Origin of the sequence: Pontibacter diazotrophicus, from assembly GCF_003367245.1 — a bacterium.
GTDB classification, from domain to species: Bacteria; Bacteroidota; Bacteroidia; order Cytophagales; family Hymenobacteraceae; genus Pontibacter; species Pontibacter diazotrophicus.
On the sequence record NZ_QRGR01000001.1, the window covers coordinates 435,220 to 454,042 of the forward strand.

Sequence of the window (18,823 nt, forward strand, 5' to 3'; positions counted from 1 at the left end):
CACAATGAGAGCTAATCAGCACTTTCTTTATCTGCGGAAGAGAAAACCAATTCAATTTGACTCGCTTAAGCTTAGCAAACCCTATCTATTTAACAAACAGATAAGGGAGATGCCTCTCGTCTTATCTCAGGAGTACAGCCATATCTGTTTCAGATAACTAAAGCTTCTTCATTTAATTGTTCACCTATGCCCGTTGCATTGATGTATAGCAAGAGCGAGAGCGATGAAGAATACATAAGAATGAACATAACAGCGCCGGTTTAGTTTTGGCGTAACATTAATAGCACCTATTAGCATGCGTAGTAAAGAAGAAGAGCGTTTAGCTCAGTCAACAAACAACAGAACCTGGAAAAAGTGGGGGACTTACCTCTCCGATCGGCAGTGGGGTACCGTACGCGAGGATTACAGCCCGGATGGCACTGCCTGGAATTTCATTTCTCATGACATGGCGCAAAGCAATGCCTACCGTTGGGGTGATGAGGGTATTGCCGGTTTCTGCGATTACCAGCAGATTCTGTGCCTGGCTCCAGCCTTCTGGAATGGGCAGGATTCGATATTAAAAGAAAGGCTTTTTGGCCTGACCAACGGGCAGGGAAACCACGGCGAAGATGTAAAAGAACTTTACTTTCACCTGGAGTCTTCCCCGACGCATTCCTATACCAAGTTTCTTTACAAGTACCCACAAACCGCTTTCCCTTACCAGGAGCTGCTGGAGCAAAACAGGAGGGGGCGCGAGCAACCGGAGTACGAGCTGCTGGACACAGAGGCATTTCGGGAAAACCGCTATTTTGACATCTTCATCGAATATGCTAAATCCGACCCGAATGACATACTGATGAAGGTGACGGTGCACAACCGCGGACCGGAGGCAGCGGCCATCCACGTGCTGCCGCACCTATGGTTCCGGAACTACTGGAAGCACAACTCCAGGTACAGCAAACCGAACATGACAGCCCCGACTGCCCATTGTGTGCAGACAAACTCTGACCGGAACGGCAAGTGGCACTTTTACCATCAGCAGGGGGAGCAGTTGTTCTGCGAGAATGAAACAAATAACCAGCGCGTGCACCACACAGCCAATGATTTTCCTTTTGTAAAAGACGGCATCAACAACCATGTTCTTCACCAGGCAGCTACGGTTAACCCGGAGAAGCAGGGAACGAAAGTGGCGATCTGGCTGAAGGAGGAAATACCTGCAGGCGGATCTGCCACATTCAAAGTACGCCTGAGCAAAAAAAGCATGGAAGACCCATGGGGAAACTTCGACCATGTATTTGCTATTCGCAAGGCAGAAACAGATGAATATTATGAGCAGCTTGTTCCGGAGACGCTGCCTAAGGAGCATAAAAATTTAGCACGCAAGGCCTTTGCCGGTATGCTTTGGACAAAGCAGTTCTATTACCTGGACATGTACAAGTGGCATTACGGGGAATCGCATGAGCACCCGCCTCACCGCAACCTGAAACGCAACTCAGATTGGCAGCACCTGACCTGCCGGCATATTATCTCGATGCCTGACAAGTGGGAGTACCCCTGGTTTGCCGCATGGGACCTTGCCTTTCATGCCACCACGCTCGTGCATGTGGATCCGGACTTTGCGAAGCACCAGATGCAGCTCATGCTCCGGGAGTACTACATGCACCCGAACGGGCAGATACCGGCTTATGAATGGAATTTCAGTGATGTTAACCCTCCGGTGCATGCCTGGGGCGTGTGGCAGGTGTATGAAATAGACAAGAAGAAAACAGGTAAACCGGACTGGGATTTCCTGGAGCGGGCTTTCCAGAAGCTGCTGATGAACTTTACCTGGTGGGTAAACCAGAAAGACTCCAATGGCACCGACCTTTTTGAGGGAGGTTTCCTGGGGCTGGATAACATCGGGGTTTTTGACCGGAGCCATTTGCCGCACGGCGTTAAGAAGCTGCAGCAGGCAGATGCCACCAGTTGGATGGCGATGTATGCCCTGAACATGCTACGTATGTCCCTGGAGCTGGCGCAGCAAAATCGTTCTTATGAAGAATCTGCAGCCAAGTTTTTCCGGCACTTCCTGAACATAGGCAAGGCCATGCACCATATCGGGAAGAACGATATCTCCTTATGGGATAATCAGGATAAGTTTTATTATGATGCCGTGCAGTATGAAAACGGTACGAGTGAGTTACTAAAAGTCCGTTCGCTGGTGGGCATCATCCCGCTGCTGGCAGTGGAGGTAATTGACAGCAGCTTCTTTGACCGGATGCTGGAGTTTAAGATCCGTGCGGTAAGTATTACACGTACCCGACCTGACCTGGGGCAGCTCATCTCCGATATTGAGGAGAAGGGCAAAGACGGGGATTACCTGTTCTCGGTAATGCGCGGGAACAGGTTAGAACCCCTCCTGAGAAGGCTGCTGGATGAAGACGAGTTTTTATCAGACTACGGACTTCGTTCGCTATCCAAATATCACCAGGAGCACCCGTTTGAGTTCGGCCACAACGGCAGCCACCATACCATCCAGTATGAGCCGGGCGAAAGCTCCAGCCCTATGTTTGGCGGTAACTCCAACTGGCGCGGTCCTATCTGGCTCCCCTTGAATTACCTGATCATTCAGGCGCTCCGGAAATACCATAAGTATTTTGGTGATGCCTACACTTTTGAATTCCCGACTAACTCAGGCAACAGGTTAAATCTGAACCAGATTGCGAATGAGCTGACGAAAAGGCTGTTGAAAATATTTGAAAGAAACGAAGATGGTAAATTCCAGTACCACGCTGACCATGCCCAATTTGCGGAAGACGAGCATTTCAGGAACCACCACCTCTTCTATGAGTTTTTCCACGGCGATACCGGGCAAGGCCTGGGAGCCTCTCACCAAACCGGCTGGACGGCTTTAGTAGCTAACTTATTACTGGAGATGGAAGAGCAGAAAGAAAGCACAAAATCAGCGGATGAACCATATCATGTGCAGGCCGCTATCGCTGTGAGCGAGTACTAGCAGCGTCCTCAGCTAAAGCACACCATTGCCAGGTTTCATACCTGATATGCCAGTAGACAGGCAGCTGTATGCTGTATAGGTATAGGGATGAAGTTAAGCGGGAAAGCCAAAAGCTTTCCCGCTCTTGTTTTAACTATTTAGGTAGTGGTTAGGCAAAACATTTCTGTATATTGTTTTCTGAAGCAAGCAGGAATCTTTATTTAAAGTTTATGCAAAAAAGTCCCAGCGGGACGACCTGTTGATAGCCTCATGATCCATAAGCGCCTTTAGCTCCAGCGGAGCGACCTGTTCAAGTAGTTCTACAGGTCGCTCCGCTGGAGCTAAAGTTTATTGGGATTGTTTTCTACCAACAGATCGTCCCGCTGGGACTAAAAATGGCCTGAAGTTGCTTTGTATAACTTTCCTGTTCAAACCTGATATTTTAACAGATGAAAAACAAATGGCCACTGTTGCTAATCTTTGTAAGTTTACTGGCGTGCAGTAGGGGACAAATGCCAGCGCAATCACAAAGTGCCGCCGCTCTAACACCAGATGGTTATGATCTAGTTTGGCAAGATGAATTCAATAAAGATGGGAAGCCGGATAGCACGAATTGGTCCTATGAGTACGGGTTAAAGCGGAACAATGAACTGCAGTGGTACCAGCCGGAAAATGCCAATGTTAGCGATGGGGTATTGGTGATTGAAGGGAAGCGGGAAAAGGTGAAGAATGATTTTTTCGATCCTTCGAGTAAGGACTGGAGAAAGAGTACAGAATACGCTGACTATACCTCTGCCAGCATCAACACAAATGGGAAAAAGACCTTTCAGTACGGCATTATAGAAGTTAGGGCCAGGATAGACACGGCCATGGGGCTCTGGCCTGCCATCTGGACGCTGGGTATATCCAAAGGCTGGCCAGCCAACGGGGAGGTGGACATTATGGAATACTACCGCGTGCAAGGGCAGCCCACCATTTTGGCGAATGCCGCCTGGGCGCACGAAAGCAAGCGAGCGGCCTGGGATGAGGGTAAAGTGCCCTTTTCTCACTTCCTTCAGAAGGACCTCAATTGGCCGGAGAAGTTTCATGTCTGGAAGATGGACTGGACAGAAGACTACATCAGGCTTTACCTGGACGATGAATTGCTAAACGAGGTAGACCTGAGCCAGACACAAAACCCGGATGGTTTTAACCCTTTTCACCAGCCGCATTATATTCTGTTGAACCTCGCGATTGGCTCTAATGGGGGAGATCCCTCAGGTACTGATTTTCCCGGAATATATGAGGTGGATTATGTAAGGGTCTATCAGAAAGAATGAAGCAGGCTGATGCCGGAGTAAGGTATGGAAGGCGCTATAGGCTAATGTTACTAACCGGAGAATTGGGTGCGAAATGGCAGATTGGGACTATTGAGGTTAACGGCATTGAGCCTGAATTAGGTTGAGGAGCAGGAAAGGTCTCAAACACTCTTATCCAGAAATGGACATTATCTTCATTTATTTTTATTAGCTTAATGGTTATGTAATTCGGTGAGTTAGTTATCACTATTTTACAACGTTCAAGTATTTGTGTAATCCGTCAAATTTAAAATTCAATGTTTCCAGCACCCAAAACCATGTTCCTGTTGCCGCTAAAAGTTATTTTGTTGTTTGTTGTTATGGTTTCAGCCACCTCTTGTTCTCCAGGCATTTCCGGAGATACTGGAGATAATAAAGAGCAGGAGAGTGAATGGCAGACGCTTTTCAATGGCAAAGATATTGACGACTGGATTGTGAAAATCCACCATCATGAGGTGGGCGACAACTATGCCAACACCTTCCGGGTAAAAGACGACGGTGTGCTGCAGGTGAATTATGATGATTACGAAACGTTCGATAACCGGTATGGCCATTTGTTTTACAAAGAGCCTTTCTCTTCCTACCACCTCACCTGGGAGTACCGCTTTACAGACCAGTGGTTAAAAGATGCGCCGGATTATACCTATCGGAACAGTGGCATTATGTTTCACTCCCAGGCTCCCAATACCATTTTAAAAGAGCAGGACTGGCCCATTTCAGTTGAATTTCAATTATTGGCAGGAGCAGGAGACGGCAATCCCCGCCCAACAGGAAACATGTGTTCTCCGGGAACGGAAGTGTTCTACAAAGGGGAAATGGATCCCCGGCACTGCATCAATTCTTCTTCTGATACCTATGAGTGGGATCAATGGGTAAGAGCAGACATGATAGTACTGGGAGATTCGCTGGTTACCCACCTCATCAACGGGGATACTGTCTTGCAGTATACCCGCCCGCAAATAGGCGGAGATGTAGCCAATAATTTCGATCCAGCTATAAAGCAGGACGGTAAGCGCCTGACGGAAGGGTATATAGCCCTTCAGAGTGAGGGTCAGGGAATAGAGTTCCGGGACATCAGAATTAAGAAACTGGATTAGCTAGCTCCTGATGCCTTGGGCCGCTTTTCCTTTTGTAGTTCAGGGGAACATCCTGGCAAACCAACAAAGTTGCCCTAATATTGCCTGCCATTTAGCCAGTGCTGAACCTATCGCGCTTCATCTCTTGCCTATCTTTTGGTAAACAAGACAGAGAGGAGCACTAGTTGCATGAGACGTCTTTGGCAGCTGTTACTATGATTCCAGATCCTGGGGCAAGACTAACAATCAAAAAACTTTTGCAGACATGAAATTATTGGCTATATTCCAAGATTGAAATAAATGATTGATTAATCACTGGTAATAAATGAACTTGTTAGAGCTTTAAAGCGTAACATTACCACATACAATGCAATCGATTGCGCAGTTTGGCTGAGTCGGCAAAGTTTAATGAGATGTGTAACAGCTGTAAAAGCGCTTGAAAATACTGAGATCAAACCAGTTCATCCTTATACTTTATAATAGCTTATGGAACTTCTAGACAGAATTGATGCTACTTCAGCCACACCTAAATATTTACAGGTAGTTAACGCCGTTATTTCAGATATCGAGTCAGGGGTATTGAAGCGTGGCGAACGTGTTCCTTCTATCAATGAGACCAGCGAAATGTATTACTTGTCGCGGGACACAATAGAGAAGGCTTATAAAGTTTTGCGCAAAAAAGGGGTGATTAGCTCGGTTAAGGGAAAAGGCTGCTATATCAGCGATTCTTTTACCGGAGACAAAATGCGCGTATTGCTGCTTTTCAATAAGCTGAGTGCGTACAAAAAATCCGTTTACTACGCCATCCTTAAATCGCTTGGCGAAGATGCTGTTGTAGACCTGCATATCCACCACTTTGACGGTAAGATCTGCGAAAGCCTGATTCAGGAAAACCTGGGGAAGTATCATTACTATGTCATCATGCCCCATTTCACCACGCATGTGGAGGCCGCAACACAGATCATTAAGAAGCTACCGCAGGATAAACTCGTGCTGCTCGACAAAAACATCGAAAACTATACCGGCAACTGCGCCGCAGTTTACCAGGATTTCGAGCGCGACATAAGAAATGCCCTGCACTCAGGTAAGGACTTGTTGCACAAGTACAACAAGTTTGTGCTGGTATACCCCAAAGAGATTGCATACCCTATTGAGATAGTAAAAGGCTTCCGCCATTTCTGCAGAGAAACCTCTATGGAGCATACGGTGGTAAACAGTATCCATCAGGAGCCGCTTTCTCCGGGTACTGCTTATATTGTTCTGGAGGAATCTGATCTGGCTGAGCTTATAAAGGAGAGCCGGGCAAAAGGATTGACACTGGGCAAAGACGTGGGGCTTATCTCCTATAACGACACACCTTTAAAGAACATTCTGGATAACGGAATTACCGTGATATCGACTGACCATGAAGGCATGGGCGAAACAGCTGCTTATCTGATGAAGCATAAACTGACAGAAAAAGTACATAACCCTTTCACACTTATCCGCAGACACTCTTTGTAAAAGCCCTTCTGCTGAAGGTGGCTTGGCTTTAAACAATTCTTTATTCCCTCATACAAAACAGCCCTTCTGGCTTGCTAAACTATGGCAGGCAGAAGGGCTGTTTTGTTGAAGGCAGGCAAACTCAAGTCAGCCCTTGCAAAGCTTAATAAGGCCAGATGTTCAGCGCCAGTGCAGAACCAAGTGCAGTACCCTGGGCTGCCTTACCGGCTTTTATTCTTAAATAAGGAAATATGCGTCGCAGCAATGACATGAAAACCTGATTTCTGCTAAAGCCTCCGTCTACAAGTAGAATCTTAAAATTATTCATGTTTCCTTCCGCAGCCAGAAGTAAAGAGTCTAACTGTTGCTGAATAATTTGCTCCATTAGCGGATGGTATGCCGCCTCGTAGGAGTCGTACAGTTCCAGGTCTAATGCTATGTTTACAGCCGAAGCTACTTTTTCTTTCACTGCTGTTGGCTCCCTCTGTTTTGGAGCACTGCCGAAGCCAGGCTGCGTAATACCAGTTGTGAGGCTTTCGTCATACTGAACAGTTTTGTAATAGTCCAGTGGCTTATCGTAATATTCAGCTAAGCGCTTAATCTGTTCCTCATGCGTATTGCCTATAAATTTACGCGATGCCTTTACAATCCTGCCATAAATTGTTAAATACTGCAGGCAATCCTCTTCTAAGTCTGATATGCTGATTGGGGAATTTGCGAACGGGTTAAGGGTAATACCCCATGTTCCGGAAGAAAGCAGTAAGAACTGCTTACGGTACTGTTTTAAGTATGGTAGAAGTGCGGATGAACTGTCGTGCAACCCTAAACCAGCCGGAATCACTGTAGATCTGAAGGATGTTTCTAAAGGTCTGTAATGTGGCCGCAAAGGGGGAAAGAGCTTATCAAAGCCCTCTGCATAAACCCAGGCGTGGTAATCCTGTTTTTGGAAATCCCAGAGGGCAGTGTGGGAGCCAATACTGGTGTATTCCGTTACTAACTGCCCTGTGAAAAGGTACGACACATACTGCGGAAGGTGTAGCGTGTGCTTTATCTGTTTGAATACCTCCGGTTTCCGGTGCTTTAGCCAGTAAAGCTGCAGACCAGAGTTCAGCATGCCAAGGGGTGGCGATGCCGTCTGTACCGAGATAGTGGCTTTATCACCATAAGTACTGTAGAACTGCTTCTCTAGGTCTTCCGGGAAAGGCTTTAAGTAATTGTACAGCGGCGTTACAGGTTCTCCCGCTTCGTTCAGGTGCACGAGGCTGGCACCGTATGCCGTAAAGTTTACCGCCAGCACATCATACTTTTGCTCCGTCTCCAAAGTTTTCCAGGTGGTGCGGAGCCAGTCTGTCAGTGTCCCAAGGTCTTCTCCCTTATCACCGTCATCATCTACAATCTCATGAAAGCTAACTTCTTCCTCTTTTATGATTTTATAGTTTTGATCAAACAGCAGGAATTTCTTGTTGGTTTTACCGATATCAAAGATTGCAATACAAGGAATCATAAAAGAGAATGATAATAGAAGGTTCGACAATAAATGAAAGGCATCGAAAATGATCGGCCTTTGTCAGCTACTCATAAAGCAGCTGCTAAACTTTTGATTCAGATGGCTTTTGCTTGTTCATCCAGAACGGTGCCGTAAAAAACCACAGCAGAGTACCTATAAGCATCAATGTTTTATGAAAGCTCAGCTCAATGGCTCCTGAGAACACCAGAAACGAAGGTACTACCGTAAGAATAAGACCGATGTAGGATATGATTTTTAGTATGGCTTGCATGATAAAAATAGCGTTAGAACGTTGCGGAACATGATTACAATGATTTTGCGGAAACCTTCACTTCCTGTTGCTCAATTTCTTTCTGCTGGTACAGTTTGCTGATGACAATATAGAGTGTAGCAGCAATAAACCACCCCGGCAGCCCCAGGAAGAAGATTTCTACCCCCTGGTAAAAGTTAAGAGACAGGCAAAGGAGCAAGGTCACAAGCCATGTCAGGCCTGCCGCCACGTTGAAGGATTTTTTTGCAACTTCTGCGTAATTGCTTCTAAGCCCTATTTTAGGGATGATATAAAAATCTATGAAGATGATGGCTCCCATGGGCATGAGCACCAAGCCGTAGAGCGCAACAAAATCCAGCAGCCTCATCACCAGGGCAGGGAAGAGGGCTGCAATAGTGGTAACCAAACCAACCACCATGGTTACTTTCCATCTTTTTACCATGGGCACAATAGACTGTATCGCTAAGCCAGCCCTGTAGATAGTAGGGTTGGCCGTGGTCCAGCCGGCAATCATCACACAAATGGCACCTGCAATGCCTGCGCTGTTATAGGCAATGGGCCCCGGGGTTACTTCGCCACTGGCTGCTGCCACCAGAATGCCGGATGCGATCCAGGCCATCACATGGCCGATAAACATACCGGTAGCGGAAGCAAAGCCGTACTGCCATTTTCTGGCATACCGGAGAATAGAAAGGTCGCCCATGCCGATATGCATCGCCATATTGGCAAACCAGGCAAAGAAGGTGACGTGCCAGAAGGTAAACTTGCTGAAACCTGCCACCGGCACACCATCCCATATTCTGGTTTGGGCTACATTCCAGAAGCTTTCTAAAGAGGTAATACCCAACTGGGGCATGACGGCAAAAGCAGCCGCAACAAAGACAAGGATCATCCAGGGCGCACAGATATTGGCAAACTTAGAAATCTGCTCATACCCCAGAATAGCAACCAGTGTAATAACTGAACCCACAAAAAACACCGTTACCATCCAGCCCACACTGGTGGGGTATAAGTCTTCTAAGCCGGGCATGGCTATATTAAAGGGAATACCCACTGCGGTTGCTGCCACGGCTATCATGGAGCCTGCCAGGAAGCAGAACATAAGGGCATTTACTATATTATAGCCGGATACCAGGTATCTGCCGCAGATCTTCTCTAACTGGTAATATAGTGTGAGCCTGACTTTAACTGCTATCGGAGCACATAAAAACGCCCAGCTTAAAACGGCTAAAAGGTTGCCCACCAGCAAGCCTAAGAAAAGATCGGGTGCACTCACACCATGCACAACAAACAAAGGACCAATCACAAACTCAGTTCCGGCTGTGTGTTCACCAGCATACATGCCAATAAAGCTCTTCAATCCCTTCTGCTGATGCTTGGGAACGGGTTCTCTCTCATATTCATTGATGGAGTCTAACTGACTGGCAAGGGTCTTCTTCATTTCTTCTTTGTTTTGATATTAAATTTCGGCCTGGGCTTCTGCCGCAACAGGATGTGGCTAGAATTTAAAAAGATATTGGATATTAATATAGAAACATTCCTGCACTATTGCTGTCACGTTCATTATTCTTTTAAACTTTTGTATGATGGGTGTTAGATGTGAAAAATAAGAATAAGTGATTAAACAACTATCCGGTAGTGTCCTGTATACTACAGCTGTATGCCACACAGGACCAGAAACACTGTTGAATAAGCGACTGCTCCTGTCATTGGTCCAGGGAAAAACCAATATCAACGCTTCGTGGCTTGTTGCCTGTAGCAAATGCACTGAACAGGTAGCTGATTTTTCTTCCATCATAAGTTATCTTTTAACCAGAGTCACCTGGCTTCAGCATTAGACAAAATGAAGCTGAACCTTGAAAATTACCTCCCCGATAAGAAGACCTGCTACATACTAGCCGACATTCTCTTGTCTTAAACTATACAATTCAGTTTGCATACAGGCTACCCTATTTGTGGCTCTAAAGCCCTTCAAGAGCACATAAAATATATTTTGCTGTACTCTTTTTAAGCTGCTACAGGATAGAGCAGGATAGAAAGCATTTTTGGATGCTATAAATTTAGAATAAGTTACAAGTTTTTCCTCCAGCGCAGAACAAGTGGAGGGGGCTTTTATCCTGCTGACACACATGGTTAGCCGGCAAATGCAACTGGTTTCAGAAAGAAGGCATCGATAGAAAATTGTTTGGTAGTAAAGCGGTACCACCTTCTGTTGCTCACTGTTTCAGCCCTGCTAAGATAAATATGTAGGACATTGCTGTTGAAAAACCTTTTTAGAAGAACAGCCAGGCTATAGTAAATCTGACAACAAATAAATACGTGATAACTAAAACGCTTACCTATGAGAAGTAAAATACAGCTATGGCAGCTAAAAAGCTGTGTGGCATTTATCCCTTTAGCTCTTGCTGGCGCTGCTCTTCCCCAGGAGGCTTTAGCCAATCCTTCTGCTGTATCAGCAAATGTTTTTCAATGGACCGTATCTGGTAGAGTAACTTCTGCGGCGGGTGATCCGCTGCCAGGGGTAACAGTGCTCCTGAAAGGTACTACCAATGGTGCCGCCACAGATGCGGACGGTGCTTTCTCCTTATCAGTGCCGGAGTCACCCGGAACCCTGGTTTTCTCTTATGTTGGCTTTAGTACAGTCGAAAGGTCCTTCTCCGGACCAGAAACGCTCAACGTTACTTTATCTGAAGACTCCGAGGCGCTCGAAGAAGTGGTGGTAGTGGGTTACGGTACCCAAAGAAGAGCTGACGTTACAGGCGCTATTGCCACCGTGGATTCCAGGGCAATAGAAGAAAGACCGATTGCCAGAGTGGATCAGGCGCTGGTAGGGCAGATGGCTGGTGTTAGGGTGCAGCAGACAAGCGGCGTGCCCGGCAGAGGGTTCAGTATACAGGTGAGAGGCACAGGTTCCATCAATGCCAGTAATGAGCCGCTTTATGTAATAGATGGTTTTCCGCTGGATGTGGCGACTCAAAATTCAGGCGGAGGTTTCTCAACCGGTAACCCTCTGGATAACATCAACCCGAACGACATTGAGTCTATACAGGTGCTGAAAGATGCCTCGGCCGCTGCCATTTATGGTTCCCGTGGAGCGAATGGCGTGGTTATCATCACGACCAAGTCAGGCAGAGCCGGAAAGCCAAAGATTACTTTCAATACGTACATGGGCTGGAGTGAAACAGCTAAAAAACTGGATGTGCTGAGCGGTGAGGAGTGGATTGAAAGAGCCACAGAAGTTATCAACTACAACTGGGTGACCTCCGGAGAGGGTAGAACAGCAGAACAGACTACGGCAGAAAGAACCGCTATTAACGGGAGCTTCAACCAGAACCTGATGCTGGACGAGCGCTGGCTGCAGCCAGGATACCCTGGGCTTACCTTGATAGACTGGCAGGATGAGCTGTTCAGAAAAGGCTTTATGCAGAACTACCAGGTGGCTGCCTCCGGTGGTAATGAGTTCCTGAACTACTATGTATCAGGTGACTATCTGGACCAGGATGGTGTAGCCATAGGCATTGGCTATAAGCGGTATTCTGCCAGAGCGAACGTGGAAGTGAAGGCCAGCGACAAATTAAAAATTGGCGTTAACATCAACCCGTCCTATTCCATCGCCAGTGATCCCGGAGTGGAAGGCCGCGATAATCAAATGCACGTAGCCACCTCCCACACACCGGTTTCAGAAGATACCGTAGGTATTGATGTGAACACCGGTAACAACAGGAACTACCAGTGGGGCTTTTCGAGAAACAGCCCGGTGCGAGTTATTGAGCAATCCATCGGAGATACAGAGATTTTCAGAACGCTGGCTACCGTTTATGGAGAGTACAGTATTTTAGATGACCTGACTTTCCGGTCTACGATTAACCTGGACCATTCGGATGCGAGCACAAAAAGCTACAGACCAGCCGCGGTAAGTGGTGTGCTGGGCAACAGGCAGGCATTCGGTAACTTTAGCGGGTATCGCAGACAAACCTTCGTGAATGAAAACACGCTGTCTTATAACAGGATGTTTGCAGATAACCATAATGTGTCTTTGTTAGCGGGAGCCTCTTATAATTACGGGAGCTTTAACAACTTCCAGATTAGAAGCGCTGAAGGATTTGGTTCTGATGATATCACTACGCTTAACGCAGCCAACAACATCAATGTAGGCCAGACCTATACAGCCGAAAGCAGAAACACGATGCTGTCTTATTTCGGCAGGGTGCAGTATAGCTTCATGGACCGCTACCTCCTTGGAGTGACAGTGCGCCGTGATGGCTCCTCCCGATTTGGGGATGATACCAAGTGGGGTACCTTCCCATCAGCCTCTTTAGGATGGAGAATCTCTGAAGAAGCCTTCATGAGTGGTGTAGACTTTGTAAGCGATATGAAACTGAGAGGAAGCTGGGGTATCTCAGGAAACAACGGAATCGGCAACTATTCCCACATCGCCTTGCTTGGATTCTCTAACTATACCTTTGGCGGCAATTTAGCAACCGGGCAGGTCCCCAATAACTTTCCAAACCCTGATTTAGGCTGGGAAGAATCTGAGACTTATAACATTGGCTTAGATCTGGGGCTCTTCCAGAACAGGGTCTTCACTTCGTTTGACTACTATACCAAAACGAATACGAATCTACTCCTGAATATTCCAGTGCCTACCGCTACAGGCTTCTCCACTGCACTTACCAATATAGGCGAAGTCTATAACAGGGGCTGGGAGTTTGAAATAGCCACCCATAACCTGACAGGAGCGTTCAGATGGGATACCAACATCAACCTGAGCCATAACGAAAATGAGGTAAGGCAGCTAGGCCCTAATAACACCCCGATACAGGGTGGTGACTTTGACCCGCCTCATAACATCCTGATGGTAGGCGAGCCAATGAATGTAATTTATGTGGTAAGAAGAAACGGTATTCTGACACAGGAAGACATCGACAGCGGTGCAGCACTTTATGGCAACCAGACTGCTGGCGATGTCAGGTACTTCGATGCCAACAATGACGGCGTTATCACGGCAGATGACCGGGTGATGATGGGTGACCGGAATCCGGACTATACCTGGGGTATCACGAATTCCTTCAGCTTCAAAGGTTTTGACCTTCGGGTGCTGGTGCAGGGCCAGCAGGGCGGACAGATTTACTCTTTATTCGGCCGCGCCACCGACAGAACCAGCATGGGCTGGGTAGAAAATACCCTTGGGGTACACCGCGACCGCTGGAGATCACCTGAAGACCCGGGAGACGGCAGCCGTGGCAAAGCAACAGGAAGATTCGGGTTTATCAAAAACTCAGACTGGATCTACTCCTCTGACTACTGGAGAGTACGAAACATCACGCTGGGGTACGACTTAGGCAGGTTAATGGCAGGTAACAAATTTGTACAGGGAGCCCGCATTTACGCAAGTGCCGAGAACTGGTTTGGAGGAGATAAATATGAGGGCGGCTACAATCCGGAGGCAGTTAACTCCGGAGGCGACGACTACGGTGCTTTCCCGCTGGCGAAGTCGATGACGTTTGGACTAAACCTCACATTTTAATCTAATTTAAAGTATCAAAGATGAGAAAGATATCCTTATTTATATGTTCCGCATTGATGGTGGGTTTAGTTTCCTGCGAGAAAGAACTCGACCAGGCCCCGTTATCGGATGCCAGTGCGGCTAACTTTTACCGTGATGCAGCTGACTTTGAGCAGGCGGTAAACGGTATTTATGCCCAGCTCCGCCCTTACCCTGACCGGCATTTTAACCTGTCGGAGGTACGATCGGATAATATGTATGCCACAACAGAAATTGGCGTAAGGGAGCATGAGCCTATCAACAATTTTGTAAACACGCTGGAAACAAACTCGCTTGTGATTTCAGCATGGAACGAAAACTTTAACGGTATCATGCGCGCCAATACAGTACTCGACAGGTTAAATGCGAGCGTAGTGCCGGACGATGCCCAGCGAAACCGCTTTGAGGGAGAAGCAAGATTCCTGAGAGCGCTTTATTACTTCGACCTGGTGCGCCTGTATGGTAAGGTTCCGGTATATGATGCTTCTGTGTCTCCTGCAGAAGCACTGGAGGTGCCAAGAAGTCCGGTAGCAGAGGTGTATTCACTTATTGTGTCTGATCTGAACACCGCTATAGAGATGCTGCCACCTTCACATGGCGCTGTCAACAGAGGGCGGGCTACATCATGGGCTGCCAAATCGTTGTTAGCACTTGTGCATCTTACCCGCTCAGCACCTACTTATGGTATTGAGGGCCCTGGCCTGGATGTGAATGAGTACGCAGAGGCGCTTACCTTGCTAAATGACGTGATTAACAATGGGCCCTATGCCTGGGTAGAAGACTATTCCAGCATATTTGACTATAATAACGAGAATAACCCCGACATCGTGTTTGACATTCAGTTCCTGAGTGGCGGACTTGGTACAGGAGGCACTTATCCCGGCACGATGGCACCGAATTCTTATTTCAACGCCGTCGGGATTCCTTTCCCGGCAGGCCTGGAAACAAAGCCTTTATCCAGTGACTTGATAGAAACTTTTGCTCCGGAAGATGAGCGATTAGGCGTTGCCGTGCAGCAGGGATTCACGGATGAGTTTGGGAACAGTGATCCAAGACCATTCTTCAGGAAGTTTCTGGATGAGGATGATTACGGATTGGACCGCTTTGACTGGGGCATTAACTTTCCGATAATCAGGTATACTGATGTGCTGATGATGAAGGCGGAAGCCATTCTTCAGGGTGCTCCGGGAACGCAGGAAGAAGTGGACGAAATCATAAATATGGCCAGAGTCAGAGCAGGGCTGGAGCCTGTTTCCGGTGTAACTCTCGATATGTACCTGGAAGAAAGAAGACGTGAGTTTGCGGGAGAGGGACATCGCTGGCACGACCTTGTCCGAACTGGTCAGGTAATAGAAGAGATGAATGAATGGCTTCCGACCGAGGATACCCGCAATGTGATGCCGGAAACACTTGACCCGAATTACATCATTTATCCTATTCCGTTTAGTCAGCTACAGGTGAAAGAAGGGCTTTATGAGCAGAACCCTGGCTATTAAACAGCCTTCTGGAACTGATATGAATACCTTATGAAAGGAGCGGCACGAATGGTGCCGCTCCTTTTTGCTTTTAAGCTGAAAATAGCTGCCTGCACTTAAAAACCGGACAGTGCAGGATGCCTGCATCAGCAGAAATGCCTATGTTTATTCAGAGCCTGTACCAGGCTAAACGGAGACTAAGTTCTGCTGTTGCTCCCTTTGAAAACAGGTAGATGGATGCAAAACAGCAATCTGGATTTAAAAATCAAAAATCATAAAACAGAATGATACATCACTTAAAGCAGATAGTTGCAATAATTTTTATCCTCCAGGCATTCTGCTTGCCTGTGCTGGGCCAAACCCCGGTAGGCAACTACCAGTCTGGTTTCCGGCAGCAGGGGAATGAAGTATTCTTCAGGAACGCCAACGCTGACGTAAAGCTGGAGTTCAACACACCAGATATGTTTCGGGTAAGGGCAAGCTGGAACAGGCAGTTTCAGTTGAATGAGCCGTACATGGTGGTGCAATACGATTGGCCTTCGGTAGCGGTAAAGACGTCAGAACAGGCAGACCATTTCCTGCTGCAAACTGATAAACTCGACATTAAAATAAACAAGGCTCCTTTCGGCATAGCGGTTTATACAAAAGACGGTAAGCTGCTGACAGCAGATGCCACAGGCGGAGAAGGCTTAGCCAAAAACGGCGAGGCCGTTGCCGTAACCAAGCAACTGGCCCCGGACGAGCATTTCTTTGGCTTTGGTGAGCGAATGGATTTCCTGGATCAGCGAAACAAGAAGCTGCGCATGAACGTGGGCCGGGGGCAGGGCTTGCCGCACCACGTAGGCGCCTACAATGTGCTGGAGGCAAACTATGCGCCGGTGCCTTTCTTTATGAGTACCCGTGGCTACGGTATCTTCTTCCATACCGCTTATCCAACGGAATGGGACATGGGTATGAGTAACCCGGAGAGTTACAGCTTTAAAGCAGAAGGCGGAGAACTGGATTACTATTTCATGCACGGGCCGGGCTTCCCGTCACTCTTAAACAGCTATACCTCCCTTACCGGAAAATCACCGCTCTTGCCTGAGTTTGCGTTGGGCCTGCATGTGGGTACTTACAGCGGCGGCACCTGGGGCCACGAAGCAGAAACATCCGACATGTATGTAGTGGAGTTGGGGCGCAAGTTCAGAACATACGGTATACCAGCCGACATCCTGCACCTCGATTCTACCTGGCGCATCTTCGGGAAGCAGGGAGGAAAAGGCGCTACCTCTTTTGAGTGGCGCCCGACTTTTCAGAACCCGAAAGGCATGTTCGACAGCCTGTATGCCATGGACTATAAAATGGTGGGCCTGCACCTGCGTCCGCGCTTCGATAACGGGGAGCAACTAAACCTGCTGGCGATGGCGCAGGAGCAAGGGTTTGTTTACCCGGAGGAGAATTCACCGGGCGAGTTCGTTAATTTCTTTGACCAGAAGGCGGTAGACTGGTGGTGGCAGAACGGCGTCAAGCGCATCGCTGATCTGGGAGCCATGTTCCTGAAAACAGACGAAGGCAGCGCCTTTGGTGCCCTGGCAAACGAAAGTGAGAAAGTAGGACCGAAAGGAGAGGACATCAAGTGGAAGCATAATATTTTCCCTCTCATCTATACCAGAGCATCTTTTGAGAAATTCCAGGAGCACAACGGCATACGTGGCATGGCCCACACCCGCGAAGGCTACGCCGGCATTCAGCGCTACCCCTTTATATGGGCGGGCGATTGGCCGAGCGAATGGCAGTACTTTGCACCCGTTATCAAAGCAGGACTGAACATCGGCTTGTCTGGTGTGAGCAACTGGTCGCACAACATGGGTGGTTTTGAGCACGTGGCCGACCCGGAATTATACATCCGTTGGGTACAATTCGGGATGTTCAGCCCGATAGCGCACCTGCTGGGCATGGAGCACCCCACGTACAAAGAGCCCTGGAATTACGGAGAGGATGCCTTAAGGAACTTCAAGAAGTATGACCTGTTGCGCTACCGGCTGATTCCGTACATGTACAGCAACGCCTACATCAACCATACCACCGGCGTGCCCCTCATGCGCGCGCTGGTGCTGGAGCATCAGAACGACCCGAATGTGTATGATGTAACGGACCAATACATGTTCGGAAACAACCTGCTGGTAAACCCTGTCACCACCAAGGGAGCCAAAACCCGCACGGTATACTTGCCCGAAGGCACCTGGTTCGACTACTGGACAGGCAAGAAGTATGAAGGCAAGCAGTATGTGCACGTGCTCACGCCGCTGGATACTATTCCAATATTTGCCAAGGGCGGAGCCATCATCCCGATGCAGCCGGAGATGATATACGTGGGTGAAAAGCCGGTGAACACGATTACGCTGGACATCTTCCCGCACGAGTCATCAAAGTTCGAGCTTTATGAAGACGACGGGAAGAGCCTGGAATACAAAAATGGATCATATGCTATCACGGAAATCAGCTCTAACCTTTCCTCATCTGGTTTAAATCTTGCGATTAAGAAGCCAAAGGGCAAGTATAAGGTGTCGCCACACAACTACCTGGCTAAAATACACTGGAACGAAGAAAAGGCACCTGCAGGCGTTATGGAGAACGGAAAGAAAGTCTCTGCCGCAGCCAATGCCGCAGCTTTAGAACGCGGAGCAGGCTGGTTTTACGATGCGCAGCACAAGCTTCTCTGGATTAAGACAAAGCGCTCTAATAAAGAGGACATCAACCTGGCTGTGAAAATGTAAGGAAGCTTCAAAATCGGTTCTTCAATGGAGTAGCGCCTGGTAAACCCTCTGGTTATGGTCAGTAAAAAAACAGTGCTTATCTCCTGATGTTGCGGATGGCGTGCCAGACGCAGCAGGCCTTTAACAGTAAAGATCCGTGAGTGGCGCTAAAATAGAGCAGGAGCAGGTTGCTGAGGTCCAAAAACGAATACTTTTCGCCCGTCCTGCAGTTGCCCAAGCAGGGGATGGAATAATAGAGCTATTGATGGCTACCAGACTTTGTTAAACGGTGGCGGAGCTGACGTTTAGATTTGGTTGCACTAAACCTTCGGTGGCTGGTTTAGTAAAAAAGCAGCGGATAAGCGTTACCTTTTGATTCACACTAAATCGTTAGTAAAGATGAAAAAAAAGAGCCTACCCTTATCCAGACTGCCTGCTC

General features: G+C 47.8%; 10 protein-coding genes. 7 read left to right on the forward strand and 3 right to left on the reverse strand.

The features are described from left to right. Nucleotides 1–295: 295 nt before the first annotated feature. From DXT99_RS01710 to DXT99_RS01725, 4 genes are all read left to right on the forward strand, one after another. The gene (locus tag DXT99_RS01710) at nucleotides 296–2,974 is read left to right on the forward strand and encodes an MGH1-like glycoside hydrolase domain-containing protein (RefSeq protein ID WP_115563764.1); all 2,679 of its coding nucleotides are present in this window, start codon (nucleotides 296–298) and stop codon (nucleotides 2,972–2,974) included. Between the two features lie 428 nt (nucleotides 2,975–3,402). After that, on the forward strand, nucleotides 3,403–4,272 hold the full coding sequence (locus DXT99_RS01715) for a glycoside hydrolase family 16 protein (RefSeq protein WP_115563765.1): 870 nt from the start codon (nucleotides 3,403–3,405) through the stop codon (nucleotides 4,270–4,272). A gap of 275 nt (nucleotides 4,273–4,547) precedes the next feature. Continuing rightward, nucleotides 4,548–5,387 (forward strand): 3-keto-disaccharide hydrolase, encoded by an 840-nt coding sequence (locus DXT99_RS01720; protein ID WP_246000391.1) that lies wholly within the window; start codon nucleotides 4,548–4,550, stop codon nucleotides 5,385–5,387. 465 nt (nucleotides 5,388–5,852) lie between these two features. After that, nucleotides 5,853–6,869, forward strand: coding sequence for a GntR family transcriptional regulator (locus tag DXT99_RS01725; RefSeq protein ID WP_115563766.1), 1,017 nt, complete (start codon nucleotides 5,853–5,855; stop codon nucleotides 6,867–6,869). A gap of 142 nt (nucleotides 6,870–7,011) precedes the next feature. Here the strand turns inward: DXT99_RS01725 and DXT99_RS01730 are convergent, their stop codons facing one another. The 3 genes from DXT99_RS01730 to DXT99_RS01740 all read right to left on the reverse strand — a co-directional run bounded on the left by DXT99_RS01730 (nucleotide 7,012) and on the right by DXT99_RS01740 (nucleotide 10,067). Next, nucleotides 7,012–8,352: an FGGY-family carbohydrate kinase gene (locus DXT99_RS01730; protein WP_115563767.1), complete on the reverse strand. Its 1,341-nt coding sequence runs from the start codon at nucleotides 8,350–8,352 to the stop codon at nucleotides 7,012–7,014. Nucleotides 8,353–8,437: 85 nt separating this feature from the next. After that, entirely contained in the window at nucleotides 8,438–8,626 is a 189-nt protein-coding gene (locus DXT99_RS01735) for a hypothetical protein (protein WP_181884997.1), read from the reverse strand. A 34-nt stretch (nucleotides 8,627–8,660) separates the two neighbouring features. Next, the gene (locus DXT99_RS01740; protein WP_115563769.1) at nucleotides 8,661–10,067 is read right to left on the reverse strand and encodes a purine-cytosine permease family protein; all 1,407 of its coding nucleotides are present in this window, start codon (nucleotides 10,065–10,067) and stop codon (nucleotides 8,661–8,663) included. 900 nt (nucleotides 10,068–10,967) lie between these two features. On the opposite strand from DXT99_RS01740, the gene DXT99_RS01745 reads away from it, so the two are divergent. The 3 genes from DXT99_RS01745 (at nucleotide 10,968) to DXT99_RS01755 (ending at nucleotide 18,405) form a co-directional block, all read left to right on the forward strand. Then, nucleotides 10,968–14,153 carry a SusC/RagA family TonB-linked outer membrane protein gene (locus tag DXT99_RS01745; protein ID WP_115563770.1) on the forward strand — a complete coding sequence of 1,062 codons (3,186 nt, stop codon included), beginning with the start codon at nucleotides 10,968–10,970 and terminating at the stop codon, nucleotides 14,151–14,153. A 20-nt stretch (nucleotides 14,154–14,173) separates the two neighbouring features. Continuing rightward, the gene (locus DXT99_RS01750) at nucleotides 14,174–15,667 is read left to right on the forward strand and encodes a RagB/SusD family nutrient uptake outer membrane protein (RefSeq protein ID WP_115563771.1); all 1,494 of its coding nucleotides are present in this window, start codon (nucleotides 14,174–14,176) and stop codon (nucleotides 15,665–15,667) included. A gap of 263 nt (nucleotides 15,668–15,930) precedes the next feature. Beyond that, nucleotides 15,931–18,405, forward strand: a complete 2,475-nt coding sequence (locus DXT99_RS01755) for a glycoside hydrolase family 31 protein (RefSeq protein WP_115563772.1) — start codon at nucleotides 15,931–15,933, stop codon at nucleotides 18,403–18,405. The last annotated feature ends 418 nt before the right edge of the window (nucleotides 18,406–18,823 follow it).